Annotated in this window: 19 protein-coding genes; 13 read left to right on the top strand and 6 right to left on the bottom strand. The window is 69.7% G+C overall.

Annotation, left to right across the window (positions count from 1 at the left end; translation table 11 throughout):
- Positions 1 to 77 precede the first annotated feature (77 nt).
- Both ACH3VR_RS21610 and ACH3VR_RS21605 read left to right on the top strand, forming a co-directional pair.
- The gene (locus ACH3VR_RS21610) at positions 78 to 1,088 is read left to right on the top strand and encodes a LacI family DNA-binding transcriptional regulator (RefSeq protein WP_397558405.1); all 1,011 of its coding nucleotides are present in this window, start codon (positions 78 to 80) and stop codon (positions 1,086 to 1,088) included.
- Between the two features lie 50 nt (positions 1,089 to 1,138).
- Complete coding sequence (locus ACH3VR_RS21605; RefSeq protein ID WP_397558404.1) at positions 1,139 to 2,926, top strand: ABC transporter ATP-binding protein; 1,788 nt, start codon at positions 1,139 to 1,141, stop codon at positions 2,924 to 2,926.
- 10 nt (positions 2,927 to 2,936) lie between these two features.
- Here the strand turns inward: ACH3VR_RS21605 and ACH3VR_RS21600 are convergent, their stop codons facing one another.
- Positions 2,937 to 3,875, bottom strand: a complete 939-nt coding sequence (locus ACH3VR_RS21600) for an aldose 1-epimerase family protein (RefSeq protein WP_397558403.1) — start codon at positions 3,873 to 3,875, stop codon at positions 2,937 to 2,939.
- Positions 3,872 to 6,811, bottom strand: coding sequence for a DUF5107 domain-containing protein (locus ACH3VR_RS21595; protein WP_397558402.1), 2,940 nt, complete (start codon positions 6,809 to 6,811; stop codon positions 3,872 to 3,874). Before ACH3VR_RS21595 ends, ACH3VR_RS21600 begins: the two co-directional genes overlap by 4 nt.
- Before the next feature lie 88 nt (positions 6,812 to 6,899).
- Here ACH3VR_RS21595 and ACH3VR_RS21590 point away from each other — a divergent pair, with 88 nt between their 5' ends.
- A complete protein-coding gene (locus ACH3VR_RS21590; RefSeq protein WP_397558401.1) occupies positions 6,900 to 7,790 on the top strand; it encodes a helix-turn-helix domain-containing protein in 891 nt (296 codons plus the stop codon).
- 45 nt (positions 7,791 to 7,835) lie between these two features.
- On the opposite strand, the gene ACH3VR_RS21585 is transcribed toward ACH3VR_RS21590, so the two are convergent.
- Positions 7,836 to 8,675, bottom strand: a complete 840-nt coding sequence (locus ACH3VR_RS21585; protein WP_397558400.1) for a LuxR C-terminal-related transcriptional regulator — start codon at positions 8,673 to 8,675, stop codon at positions 7,836 to 7,838.
- Positions 8,676 to 8,778: 103 nt separating this feature from the next.
- Here ACH3VR_RS21585 and hxlB point away from each other — a divergent pair, with 103 nt between their 5' ends.
- Positions 8,779 to 9,357, top strand: a complete 579-nt coding sequence (gene hxlB, locus ACH3VR_RS21580; RefSeq protein WP_397558399.1) for a 6-phospho-3-hexuloisomerase — start codon at positions 8,779 to 8,781, stop codon at positions 9,355 to 9,357.
- Positions 9,358 to 9,380: 23 nt separating this feature from the next.
- Entirely contained in the window at positions 9,381 to 10,004 is a 624-nt protein-coding gene (gene hxlA, locus ACH3VR_RS21575) for a 3-hexulose-6-phosphate synthase (protein ID WP_397558398.1), read from the top strand.
- Positions 10,005 to 10,076: 72 nt separating this feature from the next.
- Here the strand turns inward: hxlA and ACH3VR_RS21570 are convergent, their stop codons facing one another.
- Together ACH3VR_RS21570 and ACH3VR_RS21565 are read right to left on the bottom strand one after the other, a co-directional pair.
- The gene (locus tag ACH3VR_RS21570; RefSeq protein ID WP_397558397.1) at positions 10,077 to 10,796 is read right to left on the bottom strand and encodes a lipoate--protein ligase family protein; all 720 of its coding nucleotides are present in this window, start codon (positions 10,794 to 10,796) and stop codon (positions 10,077 to 10,079) included.
- An 11-nt stretch (positions 10,797 to 10,807) separates the two neighbouring features.
- Positions 10,808 to 11,272 carry a MarR family winged helix-turn-helix transcriptional regulator gene (locus ACH3VR_RS21565; protein WP_397558396.1) on the bottom strand — a complete coding sequence of 155 codons (465 nt, stop codon included), beginning with the start codon at positions 11,270 to 11,272 and terminating at the stop codon, positions 10,808 to 10,810.
- Between the two features lie 92 nt (positions 11,273 to 11,364).
- Between ACH3VR_RS21565 and ACH3VR_RS21560 the strand changes: the two genes are divergently transcribed.
- From ACH3VR_RS21560 to ACH3VR_RS21545, 4 genes are read left to right on the top strand one after another with little or no spacing between them, the layout of a single operon-like run.
- Positions 11,365 to 12,315, top strand: a complete 951-nt coding sequence (locus tag ACH3VR_RS21560) for an SDR family oxidoreductase (RefSeq protein WP_397558395.1) — start codon at positions 11,365 to 11,367, stop codon at positions 12,313 to 12,315.
- Positions 12,312 to 13,193, top strand: coding sequence for an amidohydrolase family protein (locus tag ACH3VR_RS21555; protein ID WP_397558394.1), 882 nt, complete (start codon positions 12,312 to 12,314; stop codon positions 13,191 to 13,193). The genes ACH3VR_RS21560 and ACH3VR_RS21555 overlap by 4 nt, the downstream gene beginning before the upstream one ends.
- A 48-nt stretch (positions 13,194 to 13,241) precedes the next feature.
- On the top strand, positions 13,242 to 13,694 hold the full coding sequence (locus tag ACH3VR_RS21550; RefSeq protein ID WP_397558393.1) for a MaoC family dehydratase: 453 nt from the start codon (positions 13,242 to 13,244) through the stop codon (positions 13,692 to 13,694).
- A gap of 45 nt (positions 13,695 to 13,739) precedes the next feature.
- Positions 13,740 to 15,260 (top strand): acyl-CoA synthetase, encoded by a 1,521-nt coding sequence (locus ACH3VR_RS21545; RefSeq protein WP_397558392.1) that lies wholly within the window; start codon positions 13,740 to 13,742, stop codon positions 15,258 to 15,260.
- Between the two features lie 79 nt (positions 15,261 to 15,339).
- Here the strand turns inward: ACH3VR_RS21545 and ACH3VR_RS21540 are convergent, their stop codons facing one another.
- Positions 15,340 to 16,314, bottom strand: coding sequence for a LacI family DNA-binding transcriptional regulator (locus ACH3VR_RS21540; RefSeq protein ID WP_397558391.1), 975 nt, complete (start codon positions 16,312 to 16,314; stop codon positions 15,340 to 15,342).
- Positions 16,315 to 16,445: 131 nt separating this feature from the next.
- Here ACH3VR_RS21540 and ACH3VR_RS21535 point away from each other — a divergent pair, with 131 nt between their 5' ends.
- From ACH3VR_RS21535 to ACH3VR_RS21520, 4 genes are read left to right on the top strand one after another with little or no spacing between them, the layout of a single operon-like run.
- The gene (locus tag ACH3VR_RS21535) at positions 16,446 to 17,366 is read left to right on the top strand and encodes a ribokinase (protein WP_397558390.1); all 921 of its coding nucleotides are present in this window, start codon (positions 16,446 to 16,448) and stop codon (positions 17,364 to 17,366) included.
- 50 nt (positions 17,367 to 17,416) lie between these two features.
- Positions 17,417 to 18,727, top strand: coding sequence for an ABC transporter substrate-binding protein (locus ACH3VR_RS21530; RefSeq protein ID WP_397558389.1), 1,311 nt, complete (start codon positions 17,417 to 17,419; stop codon positions 18,725 to 18,727).
- Between the two features lie 17 nt (positions 18,728 to 18,744).
- Positions 18,745 to 19,698, top strand: coding sequence for a carbohydrate ABC transporter permease (locus tag ACH3VR_RS21525; RefSeq protein ID WP_397558388.1), 954 nt, complete (start codon positions 18,745 to 18,747; stop codon positions 19,696 to 19,698).
- On the top strand, positions 19,698 to 20,618 hold the full coding sequence (locus ACH3VR_RS21520) for a carbohydrate ABC transporter permease (RefSeq protein ID WP_397558387.1): 921 nt from the start codon (positions 19,698 to 19,700) through the stop codon (positions 20,616 to 20,618). Before ACH3VR_RS21525 ends, ACH3VR_RS21520 begins: the two co-directional genes overlap by 1 nt.
- Positions 20,619 to 20,620 lie beyond the last annotated feature (2 nt).

Raw genomic sequence — 20,620 nt, 5'->3', positions numbered from 1 at the left:
CCCGCCCGGCCGCGCGCGACGCACGGCCCGGCCGCGGGCGGGCGGCCGCGCTGGATTCCGTCTGGCATAGTCGCTCCATGGGTTCCGTCGAGCGGGTCACGATCGCGCAGGTCGCTGCAGAAGCGGGCGTCTCGTCGATGACCGTGTCGAACGTCGTCAACGGGCGGCCGGGCGCCTCCGATGCCACACGCGAGCGGGTGCTCGAGGTCGCGGCACGGCTCGGCTATCAGGTGAACCTCTCGGCGCGGTCGCTGCGATCCGGCAGGACGGGCCTCATCGGGATCATCTCGCTCGACCTCGTGTCGGAGTACAGCCACGAGATCATGCGCGGAGTCGCCGAGTCCGTCGTCGACGACGAGCGGGAGCTCCTCCTCAACGTCTCGGTCGACGCCGTCCGCGAGCGCGACCGCATCGAGTTCTTCGCGCGCGACCTCGTCGACGGTGTGCTGCTGATCGCTCCCGTGCTCGAGCCCGCGACCGTCGCGATGCTCGAGTCCCTCGACGTGCCCGTCGTCGTGATCGATCCCCGCCGGCTCGACGTGCCGCTCCCGCGCGTCACCGTCGACAACTACGAGGGGGTGCGCGCCGGCACCGAGCATCTGATCGGCCTCGGCCACCGCCGCATCGGCTATATCCGCGGCGACGAGGACCTCGAGAGCACGCTCACCCGCCAGCGCGGATACCTCGACGCCATGAAGCTCGCCGGCCTGCCCGTCGACGACGACCTCCTCGCCGAGTCGGGTTTCAGTCACGAGGCCGGATTCCGGGCCGGGCAGCAGCTGCTCGAACGGGCCGAGCCGACCGCGATCATCGCGGGCGCCGACCTCATCGCGTTCGGGGCGATGGATGCCGCGCGCGCCCGCGGCCTCGACGTGCCGCGCGACCTCTCCATCGTGGGCTTCGATGACCTCCCGCGCGCCGCGCACACCTATCCGCCGCTCACGACGGTGCGGCAGCCGCTTCACGACATGGGCCAGGCGGGCACGCGCGCGCTGCTCTCGCTCATCGAGGGGCGCCCGCTGGCCGTGGAGAACATCCGCATGCCGACAACGTTGATCGTGCGCGGGAGCACGGCCGTGGCACGGTGATACTTTCACGATATAGTTTCACGTAAAGTCAGTCTTTCCGTGGGACATCGATGAACAACAGTGCTCCGCCGCACAGCCCTCCGCACCGTCGCTCCGAGGTCGCGCTGGATCCGCAGCATCCCATCGGCTCCCTGATCCGGACACTGCGTCCCTATCGCGGACGCATCGTCGGGATCGCCTCGATCTTCCTCATCAAGGACAGCCCCCTGTGGCTGCTGCCGGTCATCACGTCGATGGCGGTCGACATCGTCGTCGCCGGAGGGCCGCTGCAGTCGCTCGGCGTGCTGGCGATCGTGAGCGCCGTGCTGCTCATGCAGGTGTACCCCATGCACGTCCTGTTCACACGGCTCTACATGGGGATGATCCGGACCCTGGGCGTGACGCTGCGAAACGCCGTCACAGCCCGGCTGCAGACCCTGTCGATCGGCTACTACGCGCGAACGAGCGCTGCCGTCATGCAGAGCAAGGTCGTGCGCGACGTCGAGAACATCGAGCTCATGTTCGGGCAGATCGGCAACCCGCTCGGCTCGGCGATCGTCGTGTTCTGCGGGACCGTCGTCATGACAGCCATCACCGTTCCGCAGTTCCTCCCCGTCTACGCCTTGACGATCCCGTGCGGCATCGGCGTGTGGCTGCTGATGCGGCGCCGGTCGCACCGCCGCAACGAGCAGTTCCGCCTCCAGATGGAGCAGTATTCGCGCCGCGTCGGCGAGATGGCGACCCTCATGCCGGTGACGCGGGCGCACGGTCTCGAGGACGTCTCGTTCGACCGCGTCGCACGGGATGCCGAAGGCGTGCGCGACCGGGGACTCGACCTCGACATGGTCAACGGCCACTTCGGCGCGCTGAGCTGGGTGACGATGCAGCTCCTCGCGATCGGCTGCCTGCTCGGCGCCGGAGCCCTGTCGGTGTCGCAGATCATGCCGATCACCCCCGGGCAGGTCGTGCTGCTGGGCACCTACTTCACGACGCTGACAGGCACGGTCATGACGGTGCTGAGCTTCATGCCGATCGTCGCGAAGGGGCGGGAGTCGGCGCGTTCGCTCGCCGAGGTGCTGCACGAGCCCGACCTCGAGATCAACGAGGGCAAGCGCCGCGTCGACGACATCACAGGGCGGTTCGAGCTGCACGCCGTGACCGTCGCCTACCCCGGCTCGGCACGGCCCGCCCTCGACGCGATCCACCTGACGATCGAGCCGGGCGAGACGGTGGCCTTCGTCGGCGCGTCCGGCTCGGGAAAGTCGACCCTCATGAACACCGTGCTGGGGTTCGTCCGGCCCACGTCCGGGACGATCCTGCTCGATGGCCTCGACATGCAGGCACTCGATCTGCGCTCCGTGCGACGGCGGGTGTCGGTCGTGCCGCAGGAGTCCGTCATGTTCGAGGGCTCGATCCGCGAGAACGTCACCTACGGGCTGCGCGGCGTGCCCGACGAGGTCGTCCGCGACGCGCTGCGCCGCGCGAACGCGCTCGAGCTCGTCGACGGGCTCCCGGCGGGCTGGGACACCGTCGTCGGCGAGCGCGGCGCGCGGCTGTCCGGGGGCCAGCGCCAGCGCCTGTCGATCGCACGCGCACTCGTCCGCGACCCGCGGGTGCTCCTGCTCGACGAGGCCACGAGCGCGCTGGACTCCGAGTCCGAGCGCCAGGTGCAGCAGGCCCTCGAGCAGCTCATGCGCGGCCGCACGACGCTCGTCGTCGCGCACCGGCTCTCCACGATCATGAACGCGGATCGCATCGTCGTGCTCGACGGCGGCCGGATCGTCGAGGAGGGCACTCATGGCGAGCTCCTCGAGCGGGCGGGCCGCTACCGGCAGCTGTGGTCGCTCCAGTACCGGTGACCCCGCAGGCTCAGCCGATGGCCTTGATGCTCCAGCTCGCGATCGTCGATCCGCCCGGCGGGATCGTGCGGAGGTCGATCCCCGAGTTGAGGGCATCGGGCGGGCACGTCATGGGCTCGACCGCGACGGCGTGGCGACGGTCCGTCCCGGGCAGCTCGTCCGCCGTGTAGAGCTGAACCCACGGGCAGCTCTCATCGAGCTCGACCTCGGCGCCGACGCCCGCACCGTCGACGAGACGCACCCGCGTGCGCCCGTCCGCATCGCGTGCGAGCCCCGTGAAGGCGTGATTCAGGATGCTGTCACCCAGCCTGCGCGGCGACCGGAAGTCGTAGGCGCCGTCCTCGAACGCGGCGACGTCAACCAGGTCGGTGGGCAGGAGCCGGTCGGGTGAGGTCAGCAGGACGCGATCGGCGGGCACGGTGAGCACCCATTCGCCGATCGCCCGCGCGCTCGCCGGCCCGGCGAGGAGGTAGGGATGACCGCCCACGCCGAACGGAGCCGCCGCGGCCGAGAGGTTCGTCGCCGTGACGTCCTGCCGGAGTCCGTCGTCCGTCAGCGCGAACGCGACGTCCACCCGCACGCGCCACGGGTAGCCGGGGCGTGGCTCGATCGTCGTCGTGAGGAGTGCTGAGGCCGCATCGGGCCGGGCGACGTCGAACGACGTCCACGCCACGAGTCCGTGCGACGCGTTGCCCGCGGCCAGGTCGTCGACGGGCAGCTGATGCACGGCGCCGCCGAATGCGTAGCGTCCGTCGGCCGTCCGGTTCGGCCACGGCGCGAGCACGGCGCCGCGCATCGCGGGTCTGAGCTCGTCCGCGCCGAACGGCGCGACGAGGTCGCGGCCGTTCCGGCGCAGGATGCGCAGCGACGCGCCCACGCTCGCGACGACCGCATGCCAGCCGCCGGCGCGCAGCTCGAACTGCGCGCCCGAGGCCGGAGTCCTGGTCATTCGCCGGTGTCGCGTGCGAAGAGCAGCAGCGCGGGAAGGCTCGTCGCGAAGTAGTCCGTCACTCCGTCGTCGCGGCGTGCGACCGGCGGCGTGTAGTGCGCACGCGCCTCGCCCAGAGTCGCCGGCGGATCGGCGACGGGCATTCCGAGCGCCTCGTGAGCGGCATCCCAGGCGGCGATCGCGAGCCCTTCTCCCCCCTCCCACGGATGGAAGGGGCGTGTCACGAGGATCTCGAGGGCGCGCGCCGCCTCTCCCTCGGCGACGAGGAGCCCGACGTACTCGATCGTGAGGTCGTCGCGGGTCAGCACGAGCGCTTCCGCCGGTCGCAGCCGGGCGAGGCGGTCTGCGTCCGAGTGCCCGAGCCGCCGGGCGAGTTGATCCTGCTCGAAGCGCAGCCGCGCATCCTCCGGCGCGACCTCGACGGCCCATTCGTAGAGGCTCCACGCCTCGACGTCGTCGTGCGCGACGTTGTATTCGGCCAGGCCGGCGTTGCGCAGCAGCACGGGGTCGACCAGACCGAGGTCGATCGCCTGCCGCCAGTGGCGCAGCGCCGCCGCGCGGCGGCCGTGCCCGTACAGCAGCATCCCGAGCAGCGAGTGCGCGACGGCATCCTCGGGGTCCTTCGCGATCGCCGACTCGAGCGCGTCGAGCGCATCCAGTCCGTGGGGGAACGCGTAGGCGGGATCGGAGGTGCGCGACGCGAGCCGCTGCAGCCGTGCCTCGTGGCACCGCCCGAGTCGGTCGAGGATCGCGGCCGCGATATAGTGCGCGACCGGCCGGAGGTTGCCCGCCCCCGAGACCGGGACTCCGATCGCCCGGGCGAGCGTGGTCAGCGCATCCTCTAACGCGCCGGCGTTCCGCAGGTCGAGCGCGACGTCGACGAGCAGACCCGCGTCGTCGGCGACGGGGCGCCCGGCCAGGACGCGCAGCGTCCCGTCGAGAGGATCGGCCGCGAGCGCGTCGACGAGGAGGGTCTCGGCGGCCGCCGGGTCGCCCAGGCGACGCAGGATGATCGCGCGCAGCGCGATGCGACGCGTGTCGTGGCCGACGATGCCGTCGAGGGTGTCGAGCACGCGCAGGGCGGCGCGGTTCTGCTGCCGGCCCGCGAGGGACTGTGCGAGGGCGAATCCCGACGCCGCGGCCCACGTGCCGTCCCACCCGGCCTTGCCGAACGCGGCCTCCGCCTCGGCGACGCGGCCGAGCCGTCGCAGCACGAGCCCGCGCAGGTGGAAGGCCTCGGCGTCGACGGGGTTCGCATTGCGCCGCGTGAGCCGGTTCAGCGCGAGATCGACCCGCTCCAGCGCCCGCACGTAGCGACCCGCGCGGTAGTCCCGGTCGGCGAGCGCGAGATTCGTGCGTACGTCGCCGGGGTCGATCCGCAGCGCGGCGTTCCAGTAGTCGAGGGGCGAGCGCGTCGGGTGACGGTACTGCGCCAGGTGGAGGCCCGTGAGGTAGAGCTCTTCGACCGAGGAGAGGCCGTCGGGCGCGAGCGGTTCCTCGGCGACCCACGGCTCCTCGTCGGCGACCGTCGTCGGCGTCCAGCGCACGAGCAGTCGGCCCTTCGCGTCGACGAGCTCGACGACGGAGCCCTCCGCGGGCACGTCCGCGGCGAGGCGCGCGGGCACGCCGGGGACGAGATCGAGGGTCGTGGATGCCGCGACCTCACCGTCGCGCCGGATGCGGAGGACCGCCCCGGGCTGCGGGCTCGTCACGGCGACGGTCGCGGCGAGCCCCGCCTCCCGGTCGACGTGGATGGCGGCATCCGGTGTCGCCTGGTGTGCCGCGCCCACCGCGGGGATGGGGTACCAGTACTGGGTGAAGACCTTCGTCTCGCCGGGGAGGATCCAGCTGAAGTCGGGCTGGTTGTCGGTGTAGACCCCGGCCATGAGTTCGACGTAGGGGCCGTCGCCGTCGGTGAGCTGGTCGTCCCACGCGTGGCCGAACGGCGCATCACCCCACGTCCACTGCTTCTTGCCCGGCGAGAGACGGCGCTCGGCCCAGTGCACGAAGCCCGCGGCGGCGTCGTGGTCGTAGCCACCGAAGAAGTCCTGCTGCGAGTCGACGATCATGTACGACGTCGGCACGGGGATGTTGCGGTACCAGTCGATGCGGTCCGCGCCCGGGTGGCCCTGGGCGATCGCCGGATAGTCGACGCCGTAGTACGGGCGATCCGCCGCCGGGAACGCCGTGAGGGCTCGGCGCGCGTGGTCGGCGACGTAGCGCACGTCCTCGGGGAAGAAGGACTGGTACTCGTCGTGCACGCGTGCGGCGACGTTCGCCCACCACAGGAACGTCTGGCGCTCGTCGGTGCGGTTGTGCAGGCGCACCGCAAGCTCGACGACGGAGCTGCCGGGCCGCAGCCGCACGCCGTGCTGCGCCGACATCCTCGCGAACGGATCGTGGTCGTGGCACCAGACGGTGACCGAGCCGTCGTCGCCGTGCTCGATCGACGTCTCGACGGGGAGGTAGGTCGCGGGGCGATGGTGCTGCGGCCAGTTGAACTCGACGCCACCGCTGATCCAGGGGCCCGCGAGGCCCACGAGCGCGGGCTTGATGACGTTGTTGCGGTAGAAGAAGTCGTAGCCCGTCGTCTTGTCGAAGCCCACGTGGATCCGGCCGCCCAGCTCGGGCAGCACGACGAGCCGCACGTACTCGTTCTCCAGGTGGACCGCATCCCACTCCCGCAGCATCGCCTCGTCGGCGATGCTCTCCGTGAACGGGATCGGATAGACCTTGCCGCTCGAGCCCTGGTACACGCGCTGATCCAGATACATCGGGTACGGGCTCGGGGCCGCCGTCTCGTAGGTGCGGATCGCCAGCGGCTCGCGCCACGCGACGGCCTCGCCGCGTGCGAGGGATGCTATGAGCGGCGCGGGCGCACCGGGCAGGGTCAGCGGGGCGTCGACCGGGGCGAGGGTTGTCGGTTCAGCGGCCATCGCTGAGCTCCTTCGGGGTTCACGGGCGGATCGTCGTCCACGCTAAGGAGCGGATGAGCGCGGCGGTATGGTCAGAGGAGGGAGAAACATGGATGAAACGACGATGGATGCCGCGCCCCACTATCGGATCGAGGGCTTCGAGAACCAGCGCCTCTGCGTCGTCCCGCGTCCTCAGGTCGAAGCGGCCCTCGAGCGGCCGGGCACGCGGCGGCTGACCGTGACCGACGCCGGGTTCTTCCCTGCAGCGAGCGGCCACCGCCGCCAACGCCGGAACGGAGCCCGCGAGACCGTCGTGCTGCTGTGCGTCGCGGGCTCGGGCACGGTGCGGCTCGGCGGCGAGACGCACGGGCTGAGCCCCTCGGCCTGCATCACGCTCCCCGCCGGCGCACCGCACGAGTATCAGGCGTCCTCCGACGATCCATGGACGATCTGGTGGATGCACGTGCGCGGGACGGATGTCGCGGAGCTGACGGGTCCGCTGCTCGGCGTCACGCGTCCGCTGACCCGGCTGCGGTCGCTCGAACACGTCGTCGCGCTGTTCGACGAGCTCGTCGGCATCATGGAGCGCCGGCTCTCGCCCGCGCACCTGCTGACGGCGTCGGGCCTCGCGTGGCTTCTGCTCACCCGGATCGCCGCCGACAGCGTCCTGCCGGCCGACGGCTCGCCCCTCGAGCGCGCGATGCGCTACCTCGAATCCCGCGTCGACGGCGACATCTCGGTCGCCGAGCTCGCGGGCATGGTCGGGCTGTCGGCATCCCACTTGAGCGCACTGTTCCGCGAGGCGACGGGTTCGGGTCCGGCCGCCTTCCACACGGCGCTCAAGATGACACGCGCCCGCGCGCTGCTCGACACGACGACCCTTCCCGTCACCGAGATCGCCGCCGCCGTCGGGTATGCCGATCCGCTGTACTTCTCGCGGCATTTCCGCCGCGTGCACGGCGTCAGCCCGACCGGCTATCGCGCCCAGCACAAGGGCTGACAACGGTCGGGAATGCCTGGGGCAATCCGCGAATGATGCGGTGGTTCACCCCGTCGTCTGGCGCACGGTCGCGATCAGCGCGGCACGGCTTCGCGAGCCGGACTTGCGCAGCAGGTTCGAGACGTGGAACTTGGCCGTGTTCTCGCTGATCGCCAGGCGATCGGCGATGTCGCGATTGCGAAGGCCGGTTGCGAGAAGTGAGAGCACCTCCTGCTCCCGCGGACTGAGCTCGAGGTCTGCGAACAGGGTCTCCGGCTCGGACGGCGGGTCGAGCGGGAGCACGATCTCCACCGCGGATCCCCACCCCGGGGTCGAGTCGACCTTCAGCTCCCCGTCCAGAGCCGTGACCCGCTCGGCGATCGGACGGAGGCTGTCGTCATGCGCCGCGAGCTCGCCGCGACCGTCATCGCGGATCGCGATCAGCAGATTGAGCCCGTCGCAGTCCCATTGGATGCGGACGCGGTGCGCGTCGCCGGCATCCACGAGCGCCAGCACCGAGTGCCGCACGATGGCCCGCGCCGCGTGGGCGACGTCGCCGGGGAGGGCTCGGCCGTTGGCCGGCGGTTCGACGAACTGCACGTCGAGGTCGCCGAAGCGGACCAGCGGCTTGAGGTCGGACCGCAGCCGGGCGAACGCGCCGACGACGGGTTCGATCAGGGCGGTGCGCTGCTCATCTGTGGCCGTCCGAAGGTCGACGAGCGCGGACGCGGCAGTGTCGATCGCGAGCGTGCGCGCGGCCCGATCGTCGAGCCGTGCCGATCGGAGGATCGCGAGGATCGACTCCAGCGCGACGGCGTGACGATCCGTCTCCTCGACGATCGTCCGCGAACGCTCGGCCTGAAGGCGACGCTCGGCGGGTGAGGGGATCTGGGCGTCGGCGTTCATGCCGCATCATCCTACCCATTCCGGTGAACCCCTACTATCCGGTAGGTCTATCCGTTCGTTGGGCGGGCGACATCGCCCGGGCACCCACCGCAGGATGGGTCGCATGGAACTGCTCGACACGCGGATCGACGACTCGCTCGCTCGCATCGTCCAGGAGCTCGCGACGACGGCGGAGCGCATCGGCGCCGCCGACTCCGACGCGCTCGCAGCGACCGCCGACCTCATCGCCGGCGCACGCCGGGTCTTCCTGCTCGGGGCCGGCCGCTCGGGTCTCGCCCTCCGGATGACCGCCATGCGGCTCATGCACCTCGGCATCGAGACGTACGTCGTCGGTGAGGTGACGACCCCCGCGATCACCTCGGCGGATCTGCTGCTCACCGCGAGCGGCTCCGGCACCACCGGGGGAATCGTCCGCGCGGCCGAGACGGCCGTCAACGTCGGGGCCGAAGTCGCAGCGATCACGACCGTCGCCGACTCCCCTCTGGCCCGGCTCGCCACCGTCGTCGTGCTCGTCCCCGCTGCCGACAAGCTCGACCGCTCCGGAGCCGCGTCGGCCCAATACGCGGGGAGCCTCTTCGAGCAGACGGTCGTGCTGCTCGGGGATGCCCTCTTCCACGCGCTCTGGATCCGGTCGGGCGAGACAGCCGACGACCTGTGGCCACGCCACGCCAACCTCGAATGACCGCAGCACACGAAAGGACACCCATGAAGCTGCAGTTCGCCATCGACACCCTGACCACCGAGAAGGCGCTCGAGCTCGCCGCCGCGGCGGCCCCGCACGTCGACATCCTCGAGCTCGGCACCCCGCTCATCAAGAGCGAGGGCCTCTCCGCGATCACCGCGATCAAGGAGGCCCACCCCGACAAGATCGTCTTCGCCGATCTGAAGACGATGGATGCCGGAGAGCTCGAGGCCGAGATCGCCTTCGCGGCCGGCGCCGACCTCGTGACGGTGCTGGGCACCGCGGGCGACAGCACCATCGCGGGCGCCGTCAAGGCCGCCCGCAAGCACGGCAAGGGCGTCGTCGTCGACCTCATCGGCGTCACGGACAAGCCCGCCCGCGCCAAGGAGGCCGTCGCCCTGGGTGCCGACTTCGTCGAGGTCCACGCGGGCCTGGACGAGCAGGCCGAGGAGGGCTTCACCTTCGAGAAGCTCCTGCGCGACGGCGAGTCGTCGGGCGTCCCCTTCTCCATCGCGGGTGGCGTGAAGGCCGGCACGATCCCGTCCGTGCAGGCCTCCGGCGCGCAGGTCGCCGTCGCCGGCAGCGCGATCTACAGCGCCCCCGACGTGGGCGCGGCCGCGGCGGAGCTGCGCGCCGCGATCGCCTGACGAGCACGGGCGCGGGGCCGATCGGACCTCACCCGTCCGGTCGGCCCTTCCGCATCTCAATTCCGCGAGACGTCAGGCGTCCTCGCGCGAGCCGGTTGCCGGGGTCGCCCCGAGCGGAAGCAGAGCACGGATCAGGGATGCCTCGAGGTCGGCACGTCGCACGTGCGGGGCCTCCGACGTGAGCGTTCCGAACGTCTCCGGGCGCCACTCCAGCTCGAGCGCGCGATTCGCCTCGACCAGCACCTCGACGAGGTGGCCGACATCGCCGAGCGCGAGCATCCCGCTCAGCAGTCGTGCTCCGCGGACGGCACGTTGGGAGGTTCCCATCAGCTTCACGACCCCGCGGGAGTTGATGCTGAACTCCCCCGGGCAGTACTCGCCGGCGACCGGACCGACCCTCGCGTCGACGCCGAGCGCGCGGAGTGCGTCGACCATCGTGTGCCCCGCCCGCGCGAAGAACTCGTTCTGATCCATTCCGTCGTCACGGCAGACGACGTCGACGATCAGGCAGGATTCGTCGTAGGCCACGGCCCGCCCTCCGGTCGGCCGCACGGCCGGCTCGAACCCCAGCCGCTCCGCGCTCGCGCACGCTCGCTCGAACCCCGGCATCCGGCTCTCGCGGCGACTCAGGGCCAGCGTCGGCCGAGGGGTGTAGAGGCGCACGACGCGCTGCTCGGGGATGTGACCGGATGCGACGGCCCGCAGCAGATCGACCGACGACTGCAGATCTTCTGCGGCGGTGCCGGCGACCGACTGGCGGACGACGAGGCCCGAGGCGGGTTCGAGCCGCACGCGCTGCCTCCTCAGTCCTCGGGGAATGCCAGGCTGCGCAGCAGGGTCGCCAGCGTTTCCCGCTCGTCCGACGTCAACCGCGCGTGCACGCGCTGCTCGGCTGCCTGGGCCGATTCCCCCGCGACGGCGGCGAGCGCACGGCCGGCGTCCGTGGCCACGACGACGTTCGCGCGCCGGTCCGACGGATCGGGCGTGCGCTCGACGAGGCCCCGGGACTCCAGCCCGTCCACGAGACTCACGACCTGGCTCGGGTCGAGCTGGAGGAATTCGGCGAGCTCGCGCTGCGACGGTCGCGCATCGCCCGACGCGAGCACGAGCACCGAGTAGGAGCGCACCTTGAGCCCGTGCTGAGCGAGCGCGGCGTTGCCCGCGGCGAGCGCGATCGCGTTGGCCCGCGCGAGGAGGAAGTTGAGATGGTCGGTGAGCGTCGACGACCGCAGCACCTCGGAGGTGGCAGGCGCGGCGGCTTTCGGCATGACCCGATGGTAGCCGATTCCATAGTCGAACAAAATGATTGTGTTTCTCAATCGTTTGGTCTTCAATGGGTCCCGGAACGAAGGAGTCACGAATGTCCCCGCATCTCCCCCTCGACGGCAAGGTCGCCATCGTCACCGGCTCAGGCCGCGGCCTCGGCCTCGCCTACGCCCAGGAGCTCGCCCGTCGGGGCGCCGCCGTCGTGATCAACGACGTCGACGAGGCCACGGCCGCCGAGGCCGTCGCCACCATCGCCGCCGAAGGCGGGCGGGCGGTCGCCGTCGTCGCACCCGTCGGCTCCGCCGAGACGGCCCAGCAGCTCGTGCGCACCGCGGTCGACGCCTTCGGGCGCCTGGACATCCTCGTCACCAACGCGGGCGTGCTGCGCGACACGGTGCTGTGGAAGATGAGCGACGACGACTTCGACACCGTCATCACCGTGCACCTCCGCGGCACCTTCACGTGCGCGCGCGAGGCCGCGAGCTGGATGCGCGAGAACGAGGTCGCCGGCCGCATCATCTGCATCGGCTCCCCGACCGGGCAGCGCGGCAACTTCGGCCAGACGAACTACGCCGCCGCCAAGGCCGGCATCGTCGGCATGGTGCGCACGTGGGCGCTCGAGCTCAAGCGCGCCGGCATCACCGCGAACGCCGTCATCCCGGTCGCCGCGACCGCCATGACGGCGACCGTTCCCTACTTCGCCAGCGCCGTCGAGGCCGACGCCGCGGGCGAGCCGATGCCCGCCTTCTTCCGCCACGATCTCGGGTTCGGCACGTCGGACGACGTCGCGGGACTCATCGCGTATCTCGCATCGGATGCCGCAGCCGGCGTCTCCGGCCAGGCGATCGGAGTCGGCGGCGACCGCCTCCAGTTGTGGTCGCACCCCGAGCCCGTCGCGACCGCCTTCCACGAGGGCGGCTGGTCGTACGACGACCTCGCGGCCGGCTTCGCCGACGCCGCAGGGCCCCTCCAGTCGGTCGGCGAGAAGTTCCCGCCACTGCCGGAGGCCCTTCGACAGGCTCAGGGACCGCAGTCGCGCGCATGAGCCGCTACGAACCCGCGATCGATCTCGACGCGGTCACCGCGATCGACGTGCACGTGCACATCGAGGTCGACGACCACGGGCACTCATCGCTCCCCGACGACCTCGCCGCGGCGGCCGCCGCCTACTTCAAGTCGGACGGCCCCCGCCCCGATCTCGACAGCGTCGCCGCGTACTACCGCGAACGCCGCACGGCCGCCGTCGTCTTCACCGTCGACGCGGAGATCCTCCTGGACCATCCGTCCATCTCGAGCGCCGAGATCGCCGAGGGCGCGTCCCGCAACAACGACGTGCTCATCCCGTTCGGCTCCGTCGATCCGCACCACGCCGACGCCGTGGACCGCATCCGCCGACTCGTCGAGGAGAACGGCGTCCGAGGATTCAAGTTCCACCCCACGGTGCAGGGTTTCGACCCCAGCGACGAGCGGTGGTATCCGATCTATGCGGCGGTCCAAGAGGCGGGCGTCCCGGCCCTCTTCCACACGGGTCAGACCGGTATCGGGGCCGGCATGCCCGGCGGGCGAGGGCTCCGCCTGGCATTGTCCAACCCGATGCTCCTCGACGGCGTCGCCGCGGACTTCCCGGAGCTGCAGATCATCATGGCCCACCCGTCGGTGCCGTGGCAGGACGAGGCGCTGTCCGTCGCGACCCACAAGCCCAACACGTGGATCGATCTGTCCGGCTGGAGCCCGAAGTACTTCCCCGAATCGCTCGTGCGCGCCGCCAACTCGTACCTCAAGACCCGCGTGCTCTTCGGCTCGGACTTCCCCCTGCTCACCCCCGACCGCTGGATCCGCGACGCCCCGCAGACCGCCCTCAAGCCCGAGGTGATGCCCGGCATCCTGAAGGCCAACGCCGCACGACTGCTGGGTCTCGGCTGAGGCCGGGGCGGAGCATCCATCACCGACTTCCCGACCCGAGGAGAACCCATGACCACCACCGTCGCCTATTCCGACGCCGCCGGACTCGCCGGCACCGACCTCGGCTGGACCGAGTGGCTCGAGGTCACGCAGGACCGCGTGAACCTCTTCGCCGACGCGACCGACGACCACCAGTGGATCCACGTCGATCCTGGCCGCGCGGCCGACGGTCCCTTCGGTGGCGCGATCGCGCACGGCTACCTGTCGCTCTCGCTCACCGTGAAGTTCTGGTCGGAGCTGTTCGATGTCACCGGCGTGAGCACTCGCGTGAACTACGGGCTCGACAAGGTGCGGTTCGTGTCGCCCGTCAAGGTCGGCGCGCGCGTGCGCATGAACGCCGTCATCTCCGACGTCGTCGAGGTGGCCGGCGGCTACCAGTTCGCCGTCGACCAGACCATCGAGATCGAGGGCGGCACGAAGCCCGCCGTCGTCGCCCGCGGCCTCTACCGCTTCTACGCCTGACCGGTCTCTCCAGACCGTCGCCTCGAGGGAGAGGATGCCGCAGCGATGCACAAGGGAATCGGCTTCTGGCTCGCAAAACGTCGCCTGAAGAACCCCGACAAGGTCGCCGTGATCTTCGGCGACGACGAGCTGACGTATCGGGAACTGGCGGATGCCGCCGACCGCGTCGCCGCCGTGCTCTGGCACCGCGGCATCCGTCGCGGCGACTCCGTGGCGTACATCGGCGAGAACAGCCCGCAGTTCCTGCAGGTGATGTTCGGCGCCGCCCAGCTGGGCGCCGTGTTCGTGCCGGTCAACACGCGTCTCGCCGCCCCCGAGGTGCAGCACGTGCTGGTCGACTCGAACGCCCAGGCGGTCGTCCTCGACGCGGAGTTCCTCGACCGCGCGATGCCGGGCGTCGAGGCCGGGCGGATCGCGCACGTCATCGTCACCGGCGAGGGGCTGCCCGAGCATCCCGGCCTCGCACGACTGGTCGCCGCGGCCCCCGGCGGGCACACGGTCGCGGATGTCGTCCTGGGCGACCCGGCCGCGATCATCTACACCTCCGGCACCACCGGGCGGCCGAAGGGCGCCGTGCTCAGCCACGGCAACCTGACGTGGGTCGCCCTCAACTGCATCGTGGACTACGACGTCGTCTCGACCGACGTGTCGCTGATGATCTCGCCCCTCTTCCACGTCGCCTCGCTCGGCATGGGCGCACTGCCCGTGCTCCTGAAGGGCGCGACGCTCGTACTCGAGAAGGGGTTCGAACCGGGCCGCGCGCTCGCGCTCATCCAGGACCGCGGCGTGACGATGCTGAGCGGCGTGCCCACGACCTACCAACTGCTGGCCGACCACCCGGCGTGGGCGACGACCGACCTCTCCACGCTGCACAAGCTGACCTGCGGCGGGTCGGCGGTCCCCACCCGCATCCTCAACGCCTACGAGGATCGCGGCCTCCACTTCTCGCAGGGGTACGGCATGACCGAGACCTCCCCCGGCGCGACATCGCTCTCCCCCGCGATGACGCGCAAGAAGCAGGGCAGCGTCGGTCTGGCGCACTTCTTCACCGAGGTGCGGATCGCCGACGAGCACGGCGAGGTCGTGCCGCAGGGGACGGTCGGCGAGATCCAGGTCGTCGGCCCCAACGTGTTCCTCGGCTACCACGGACTGCCCGAGGCCACCGCCGCGGCGTTCACCGAGGACGGCTGGTTCCGCTCCGGCGACCTCGGCTACCTCGACGCCGACGGCTACCTGTACATCTCGGATCGGCTCAAGGACATGATCATCTCGGGCGGCGAGAACATCTATCCGGCCGAGGTGGAGAACCTCATCGCCGACATCGAGGGCATCTCGGGCGTCGCGGTGGTGGGCGTGCCCGACGAGCGCTGGGGTGAGGTGCCGTGGGCGGTCGTGACGCTCCGCGAGGGCGCCGATGTCGACACCGAGATCGTCCGCACCCGCCTCGACGGCCTCCTGGCGCGCTACAAGCTGCCCAAGAACGTCGTGGTCGTCGAAGATCTGCCCCGCACAGCATCCGGCAAAGTGCGCAAGGCCGACCTCCGCGCGCGGTTCGGGCAGCGGTAGGCGCGCGCTCCCGGATCAGCTCTGGATCTTCGTCCGCGATTCCTCATCCCACCGCAGCCGTCTCGATCAGAGGCGCACCTCAGTCGCCGGCGGGATGCCCGCAGGACTCGCGTTCATGCAGCGTGAACACGCTCCCGCCGAGGCTGAGCAGGCCGTCCTCTGGCGAGGCCGCCTTCAGCCGGTCCACCGATTCGGCAGCGATCGCGTCGATCGGCGAATCGACCGAGGAGATCCGCGGAACGCTGAACCTCGCATCGTCCCCGATCTCGTTTCCGATCACGAGGACATCGTCGGGGATGCGGACGCCCAGGTCGGCGGCGGCACGGAGGAAAGCGGAAGCATGGAGGGGGCCGTCCACCACGACGCCCCGCGGGGGATCATCACGGTCCAAGAGCTGTCGCGCGGCTGCGTACCCCTCGTCCTGCGAATAACCCGCCCGCACGATCTCGGCGACCTTGCTCAACCCGTGGGATTCGATGACGCGGAACCAACCCAGATCGCGGCGCTCCGTGACCGAGCTGCCCTCGTGCCCCGCGATCCGCGCGAGCCGGGTGGCCCCGTGGGAGACGAGATGCTCGGTCGCAGCGGCAGAGCTCTCCACCGCGACGATCGGACGATCGACGACGAGCACGGGCATACCGAACGCACCCGCCCAGGACAGCTCCTGCAAGGGTTCGACACTCATGAGGATGACACCGTCGACGCGGCGACCGGCGAGCTCGGCCAGATGCTCCCGCTCGATCGCGACACTGCCGTTCGAGGTCGCCACCACGACGCTGAGCCCACTCTTTCGCGCAACCTCCGTGATGCGCTGGGTCATGACCGCGAAGTAGGGGATGCGGATATCGGGAAGGACGAGCCCGATCGAATCCGTGGTCCGGGTGCGCATCGATCGCGCGACGATGTCGCGCCGATAGCCGAGCTGATCGATCGCTTCGAGCACCCGCTGGCGGGCTGCGGCCGAAACCGGCCTGGGCCCGTCATTGAGGACGTATGACACGACCGCGCTCGAAACTCCGGCGGCGCGCGCCACATCATTGCGCGTCACGGCCATGCGCTGATCCTAGGCGCCCAGTCCGCAACCCGAATTTTCCGGCGCCGGAGATTCCTTCGAATTAGGGGTTGCACGGTGAGTCAACACGTGTAGATAATAGGTCTACACGAGTTGAATGACGGAGAGACAGCATGACAGTCGATGGAGCCGCCCCCCGCACGGTCTTCGTTTTCGGGTCCGCCCACCACGATCTGATGCTGTCCGTCGGCGTGCTGCCGAGCCCAGGCGAGACCGTCCTCGCCGGCGCCATCGCTCACGGCTTCGGCGGCAAGGGCGCGAACCAGGCGATCGCTGCTGCGCGCGCCGGGGGCCACGTCACGTTCGTGGGGCTTGTCGGCGACGACGAGTGGGCCGAACGCATCGTCGACAATCTCGCCGCGAACGGAATCGACACGACCTTCGTCGGCCACCGGTCCGGCGAACCGACGGGACTCGCCGTCGTCATCGTCGACGACGACGGCGGCAACCAGATCGTCGTGGCATCAGGTGCGGGAAGGCTCTTCTCCGATGAGGCGATCCTCCCCGCCATCAAGAGGGTGCGGCACGGGGACATCGTCGTCGTGCAGTGCGAGATCCCGGCCCCGGCCGTCGAACGGATCGTCCGCCTTGCGACCGAGGCCGGCGCATCCGTCGTCCTGAACCTCGCTCCGTACACGGCGCTGGCCGACGATGCCTTGGCCGCCGCCGCCGTCATCATCGTCAACGAGTCCGAAGCCCGGGCGCTGGTCGGCGAAGGCGTAGCGCTCGATCGTCTCGCCCACGACGTGGTCGAGGCCATCGGCACAGCCTGCATCGTGACGCTGGGCGGCGACGGATCGATCTATGCCGCCCCCGACACCCAGGCCATCTCGGTACCCGCGCGCCACGTCGACAACGTCATCGACACGACCGGCGCAGGAGACGTCTACGTCGGCACCTTCGCCGCCCGACTCGCTCGAGACGCCGATGTGAGAACGGCGATGGAGGACGCATCCTCCGCCGCCGCCCTATCCGTACTCGGCCGAGGAGCTCAATCCCGGCAGCCCGAATCGGCCGGCGACCTCATCGGCTGACCCTCCCGAAACACCACCAACACCCTCGAACTCAACGAAGAGAGGACCCCATGTCCAAGAAACTCCGCGCCATCGGCGCACTGAGCGCGCTCGCGATCGGCGCCATCGCACTCGCCTCCTGCTCCGGAGGAGGCGCTCAGACCGCCCCGACCGGGGCGATCGAAGGCGACATCGCCTATTCGTTCTGGGGCAGCCCCACCCGCGCTGACAAGGTGAACACCGTCATCGGCCAGTTCGAGGACGCGAACTCAGGGGTGACGGTGAAGCCGGAGGTGGCGGAGTACCTCGCGTACGTCGAACGCCTCACCGTGCGCGCAGCGGGCGACGACCTCGCATGCACCACCGGCATGCAGAGCACGTTCTTCGCACCGTACGCCGACAAGGGAGTGCTGCGCCCGCTCGACGACCTCATCAAGTCGGGACAGATCGACACGTCGGACATCCCCGAGGACGTCATGGCCGCAGGCCAGATCGACGGGAAGCAGTACATGATCCCGACCGGCACATTCGTCCGCCTCGAGGCCTACAACGAAGAGCTTGTGAAGGCCGCCGGCGTCGATGCTCCGACCGACGACATGAGCTGGGAGGACTGGGCGGATTGGCTGCACGACCTGCAGAGCGGGCTGCCGGACGGCGTCTACGCCAGTGAGAACGAGGGCGGGCAGATGTTCACCCTCACCTCATGGGTGATCGGCCACGGACAGAAGATGTTCGACAAAGACGGCCTCGCCTTCGACAAAGATCTGCTGAAGGAGTACTTCCAGTACTGGATCGATCTCGCCGACGACGGCGTCGCGGTTCCCGCCGCATCGATTCCCGACCAGAACGGCACGCTCGAGCTCACGCCGATCGCGCTGGGCAAGGCGGTCACCGGCACGCGCGACATCCCGCACCTGTACATCATGGAGCAGGCCCTCGCCGGCAACGGGCATCCTTCGGCGGTCAAGTCCGTCTCGATGCCCAGCGAATCCGACAAGTCGGCCAACGTGCTCGGATCGAACGGCATCGCGATCCCCGAGAGCTGCGACAACGTTCCGACCGCCGCCGCCTATACCGACTTCTTCGCCAACGACACCGACGCCGCGTTGGCCTTCCAGTCCGACAACGGCATCGTGACGAACACGAAGGCCCAGGACGCCCTGCTCGACGACGCGAGCACGCCCCAAGGCGTCAAGCGGAACATCACGACGCTGCGGGGCCTCACCGACGCCGGCGACCTGACGACGACCACGTACCCCGAGGGACTCGGCACGCTCACCACCGAATTGCTCCGCCTGTACCAGTCCGCAGCATTCGGCGAGATCAGCGTGGATGCCGCGGTCGACGAGTTCTTCACATCCGCCGAGAGCGCCCTCGACTGAGACGACCGGAGCCTCCGATGACAACGACGACTACACCGGCGGAAGCGACGGCACGCATCCTGCTTCCCCGCGGCAAGCGCAATTCGCGCCTGCGCCGCGAGAACCTCGCCGGATATGCATTCATGACCCCCTGGCTGATCGGGTTCGTCCTGATCATCGGAGGCCCCGTCCTCGTCTCGCTGTACCTCTCGTTCACGGACTACTCCATCCTCGGCGACCCCGAGTGGATCGGTCTGAAGAACTACCAGCGGATGTTCAGGAGCGACCCCCGATTCTGGTCGGCGCTGCGTGTGACCTTCACGTACCTGCTCGTATCCGTGCCGCTCGTGCAGATCTTCGCCCTCTTCCTCGCGACGATCCTCAACCGCGGCATCCGTGGCCTCACGATCTACCGGGCGATCTTCTACGTGCCCTCGCTCATCGGCGGCAGCGTGGCGATCGCGATCCTGTGGCGGTTCATCTTCTCGGCGGACGGACTGCTGAACAACTTCCTGTCGATCTTCGGGATCGACACCGACTACTCGTGGATCGGAACCCCGACCACCGCACTGAGCACGCTCATCCTGCTCAACGTCTGGCAGTTCGGTGCCGCGATGATCATCTACCTGGCCGGGCTCCGGCAGGTTCCCACCGAGCTCTACGAGGCCGCGACGATGGACGGCGCCGGCATCTGGCGGAAGTTCGTCTCGGTGACGCTTCCGATGCTGAGCCCGATCATCTTCTTCAACGTGCTGATGAACATCGTGGCCGCGTTCCAGGCGTTCAACTCCGCCTACATCGTGAGCAACGGGACGGGCGGCCCGGCCGACTCGACGCTGTTCTACACGCTCTACCTCTACCAGCGCGGCTTCGTCGACTTCGACATGGGCTACGCGTCCGCGCTCGGCTGGGTGCTGCTCGTCGTGAGTGCCGCCGTCGCCGCGCTCCTGTTCTGGCTCAGCCGCCGCGTCGTGTTCTACGGAGACGAATGATGTCGACCCTCACCTCAACCCCGCCCCTGCAGGAGACCCTGGCGGTCTCGAAGAAGCGGTCCCGCCGGCGTGGCGGCCCGGACGCGCCGATCAACAAGCGGCAGTTCTACCGCCACCTGATGCTCATCGCGATGGCATCCGTGATGTTCTACCCGCTCGCCTGGATGATCGGCGCGTCGTTCCGTGACGACAGCCAGATCTCCGATCCCGGCATCTGGCCTGGGCAGTACTTCACGCTCGACGGCTACACCGAGGGGTGGGAGGGCATCGCAGGAGTCCCGTTCATCCGGTTCCTCTTCAACTCTCTCCTGGTTGCGACGCTGTGCGTCGTCGGCAACCTGATCGCGTGCTCGATCACCGCCTACGCCTTCGCGCGGATCGAGTTCCGCTTCAAGAAGGTGTGGTTCGCGATCATGCTCGGCACGCTGATGCTCCCGCACCACGTGATCCTCATCCCGCAGTACATCCTCTTCCGCCAGTTCGACTGGCTGAACACCTACCTGCCGTTCTTCGTTCCCAAGATCCTCGCGACCGACGCGTTCTTCATCTTCCTGCTCGTCCAGTTCTTCCGCGCCATCCCCCGGCAGCTCGACGAAGCCGCACGGATCGACGGCTGCGGACACGTGCGGATCTTCCTGCGCATCATCCTTCCGCTGTCGAAGCCGGCGCTCGCCACCACCGCGATCTTCACCTTCATCTACAGCTGGAACGACTTCTTCACGCCGCTGATCTACCTCACCGACACCGAGCTGTACACCGTCCCCTTGGCGCTGCGCTCGTTCATCGACGCGACGGCGAGCTCCGCGTTCGGGTCGCTGTTCGCAATGTCGGTCGTCTCGCTCCTGCCCGTGCTCGGGATCTTCATCGCCTTCCAGAAGCTCCTGGTCGAAGGCATCGCCACTTCCGGACTGAAGGGATGACC

This window comes from Microbacterium alkaliflavum (assembly GCF_044325405.1).
In the GTDB taxonomy this organism is placed as follows: Bacteria; Actinomycetota; Actinomycetes; order Actinomycetales; family Microbacteriaceae; genus Microbacterium; species Microbacterium alkaliflavum.
Note: the sequence above shows the minus strand (reverse complement) of the source record. Positions and strands in the feature narration are given on the sequence as shown.

Coding starts and splice junctions, on each gene's coding strand:
- hxlA (WP_397558398.1), top strand. CDS start 9,381: ATGAAGCTGCAGTTCGCCATCGACACCCTGACCACCGAGAAGGCGCTC.
- ACH3VR_RS21545 (WP_397558392.1), top strand. CDS start 13,740: ATGCACAAGGGAATCGGCTTCTGGCTCGCAAAACGTCGCCTGAAGAAC.
- ACH3VR_RS21590 (WP_397558401.1), top strand. CDS start 6,900: ATGGATGAAACGACGATGGATGCCGCGCCCCACTATCGGATCGAGGGC.
- ACH3VR_RS21535 (WP_397558390.1), top strand. CDS start 16,446: ATGACAGTCGATGGAGCCGCCCCCCGCACGGTCTTCGTTTTCGGGTCC.
- ACH3VR_RS21585 (WP_397558400.1), bottom strand. CDS start 8,675: ATGAACGCCGACGCCCAGATCCCCTCACCCGCCGAGCGTCGCCTTCAG.
- ACH3VR_RS21565 (WP_397558396.1), bottom strand. CDS start 11,272: ATGCCGAAAGCCGCCGCGCCTGCCACCTCCGAGGTGCTGCGGTCGTCG.
- ACH3VR_RS21525 (WP_397558388.1), top strand. CDS start 18,745: ATGACAACGACGACTACACCGGCGGAAGCGACGGCACGCATCCTGCTT.
- ACH3VR_RS21560 (WP_397558395.1), top strand. CDS start 11,365: ATGTCCCCGCATCTCCCCCTCGACGGCAAGGTCGCCATCGTCACCGGC.
- ACH3VR_RS21605 (WP_397558404.1), top strand. CDS start 1,139: ATGAACAACAGTGCTCCGCCGCACAGCCCTCCGCACCGTCGCTCCGAG.
- ACH3VR_RS21530 (WP_397558389.1), top strand. CDS start 17,417: ATGTCCAAGAAACTCCGCGCCATCGGCGCACTGAGCGCGCTCGCGATC.
- ACH3VR_RS21610 (WP_397558405.1), top strand. CDS start 78: ATGGGTTCCGTCGAGCGGGTCACGATCGCGCAGGTCGCTGCAGAAGCG.
- ACH3VR_RS21540 (WP_397558391.1), bottom strand. CDS start 16,314: ATGGCCGTGACGCGCAATGATGTGGCGCGCGCCGCCGGAGTTTCGAGC.
- ACH3VR_RS21555 (WP_397558394.1), top strand. CDS start 12,312: ATGAGCCGCTACGAACCCGCGATCGATCTCGACGCGGTCACCGCGATC.
- ACH3VR_RS21520 (WP_397558387.1), top strand. CDS start 19,698: ATGTCGACCCTCACCTCAACCCCGCCCCTGCAGGAGACCCTGGCGGTC.
- ACH3VR_RS21600 (WP_397558403.1), bottom strand. CDS start 3,875: ATGACCAGGACTCCGGCCTCGGGCGCGCAGTTCGAGCTGCGCGCCGGC.
- ACH3VR_RS21550 (WP_397558393.1), top strand. CDS start 13,242: ATGACCACCACCGTCGCCTATTCCGACGCCGCCGGACTCGCCGGCACC.
- hxlB (WP_397558399.1), top strand. CDS start 8,779: ATGGAACTGCTCGACACGCGGATCGACGACTCGCTCGCTCGCATCGTC.
- ACH3VR_RS21595 (WP_397558402.1), bottom strand. CDS start 6,811: ATGGCCGCTGAACCGACAACCCTCGCCCCGGTCGACGCCCCGCTGACC.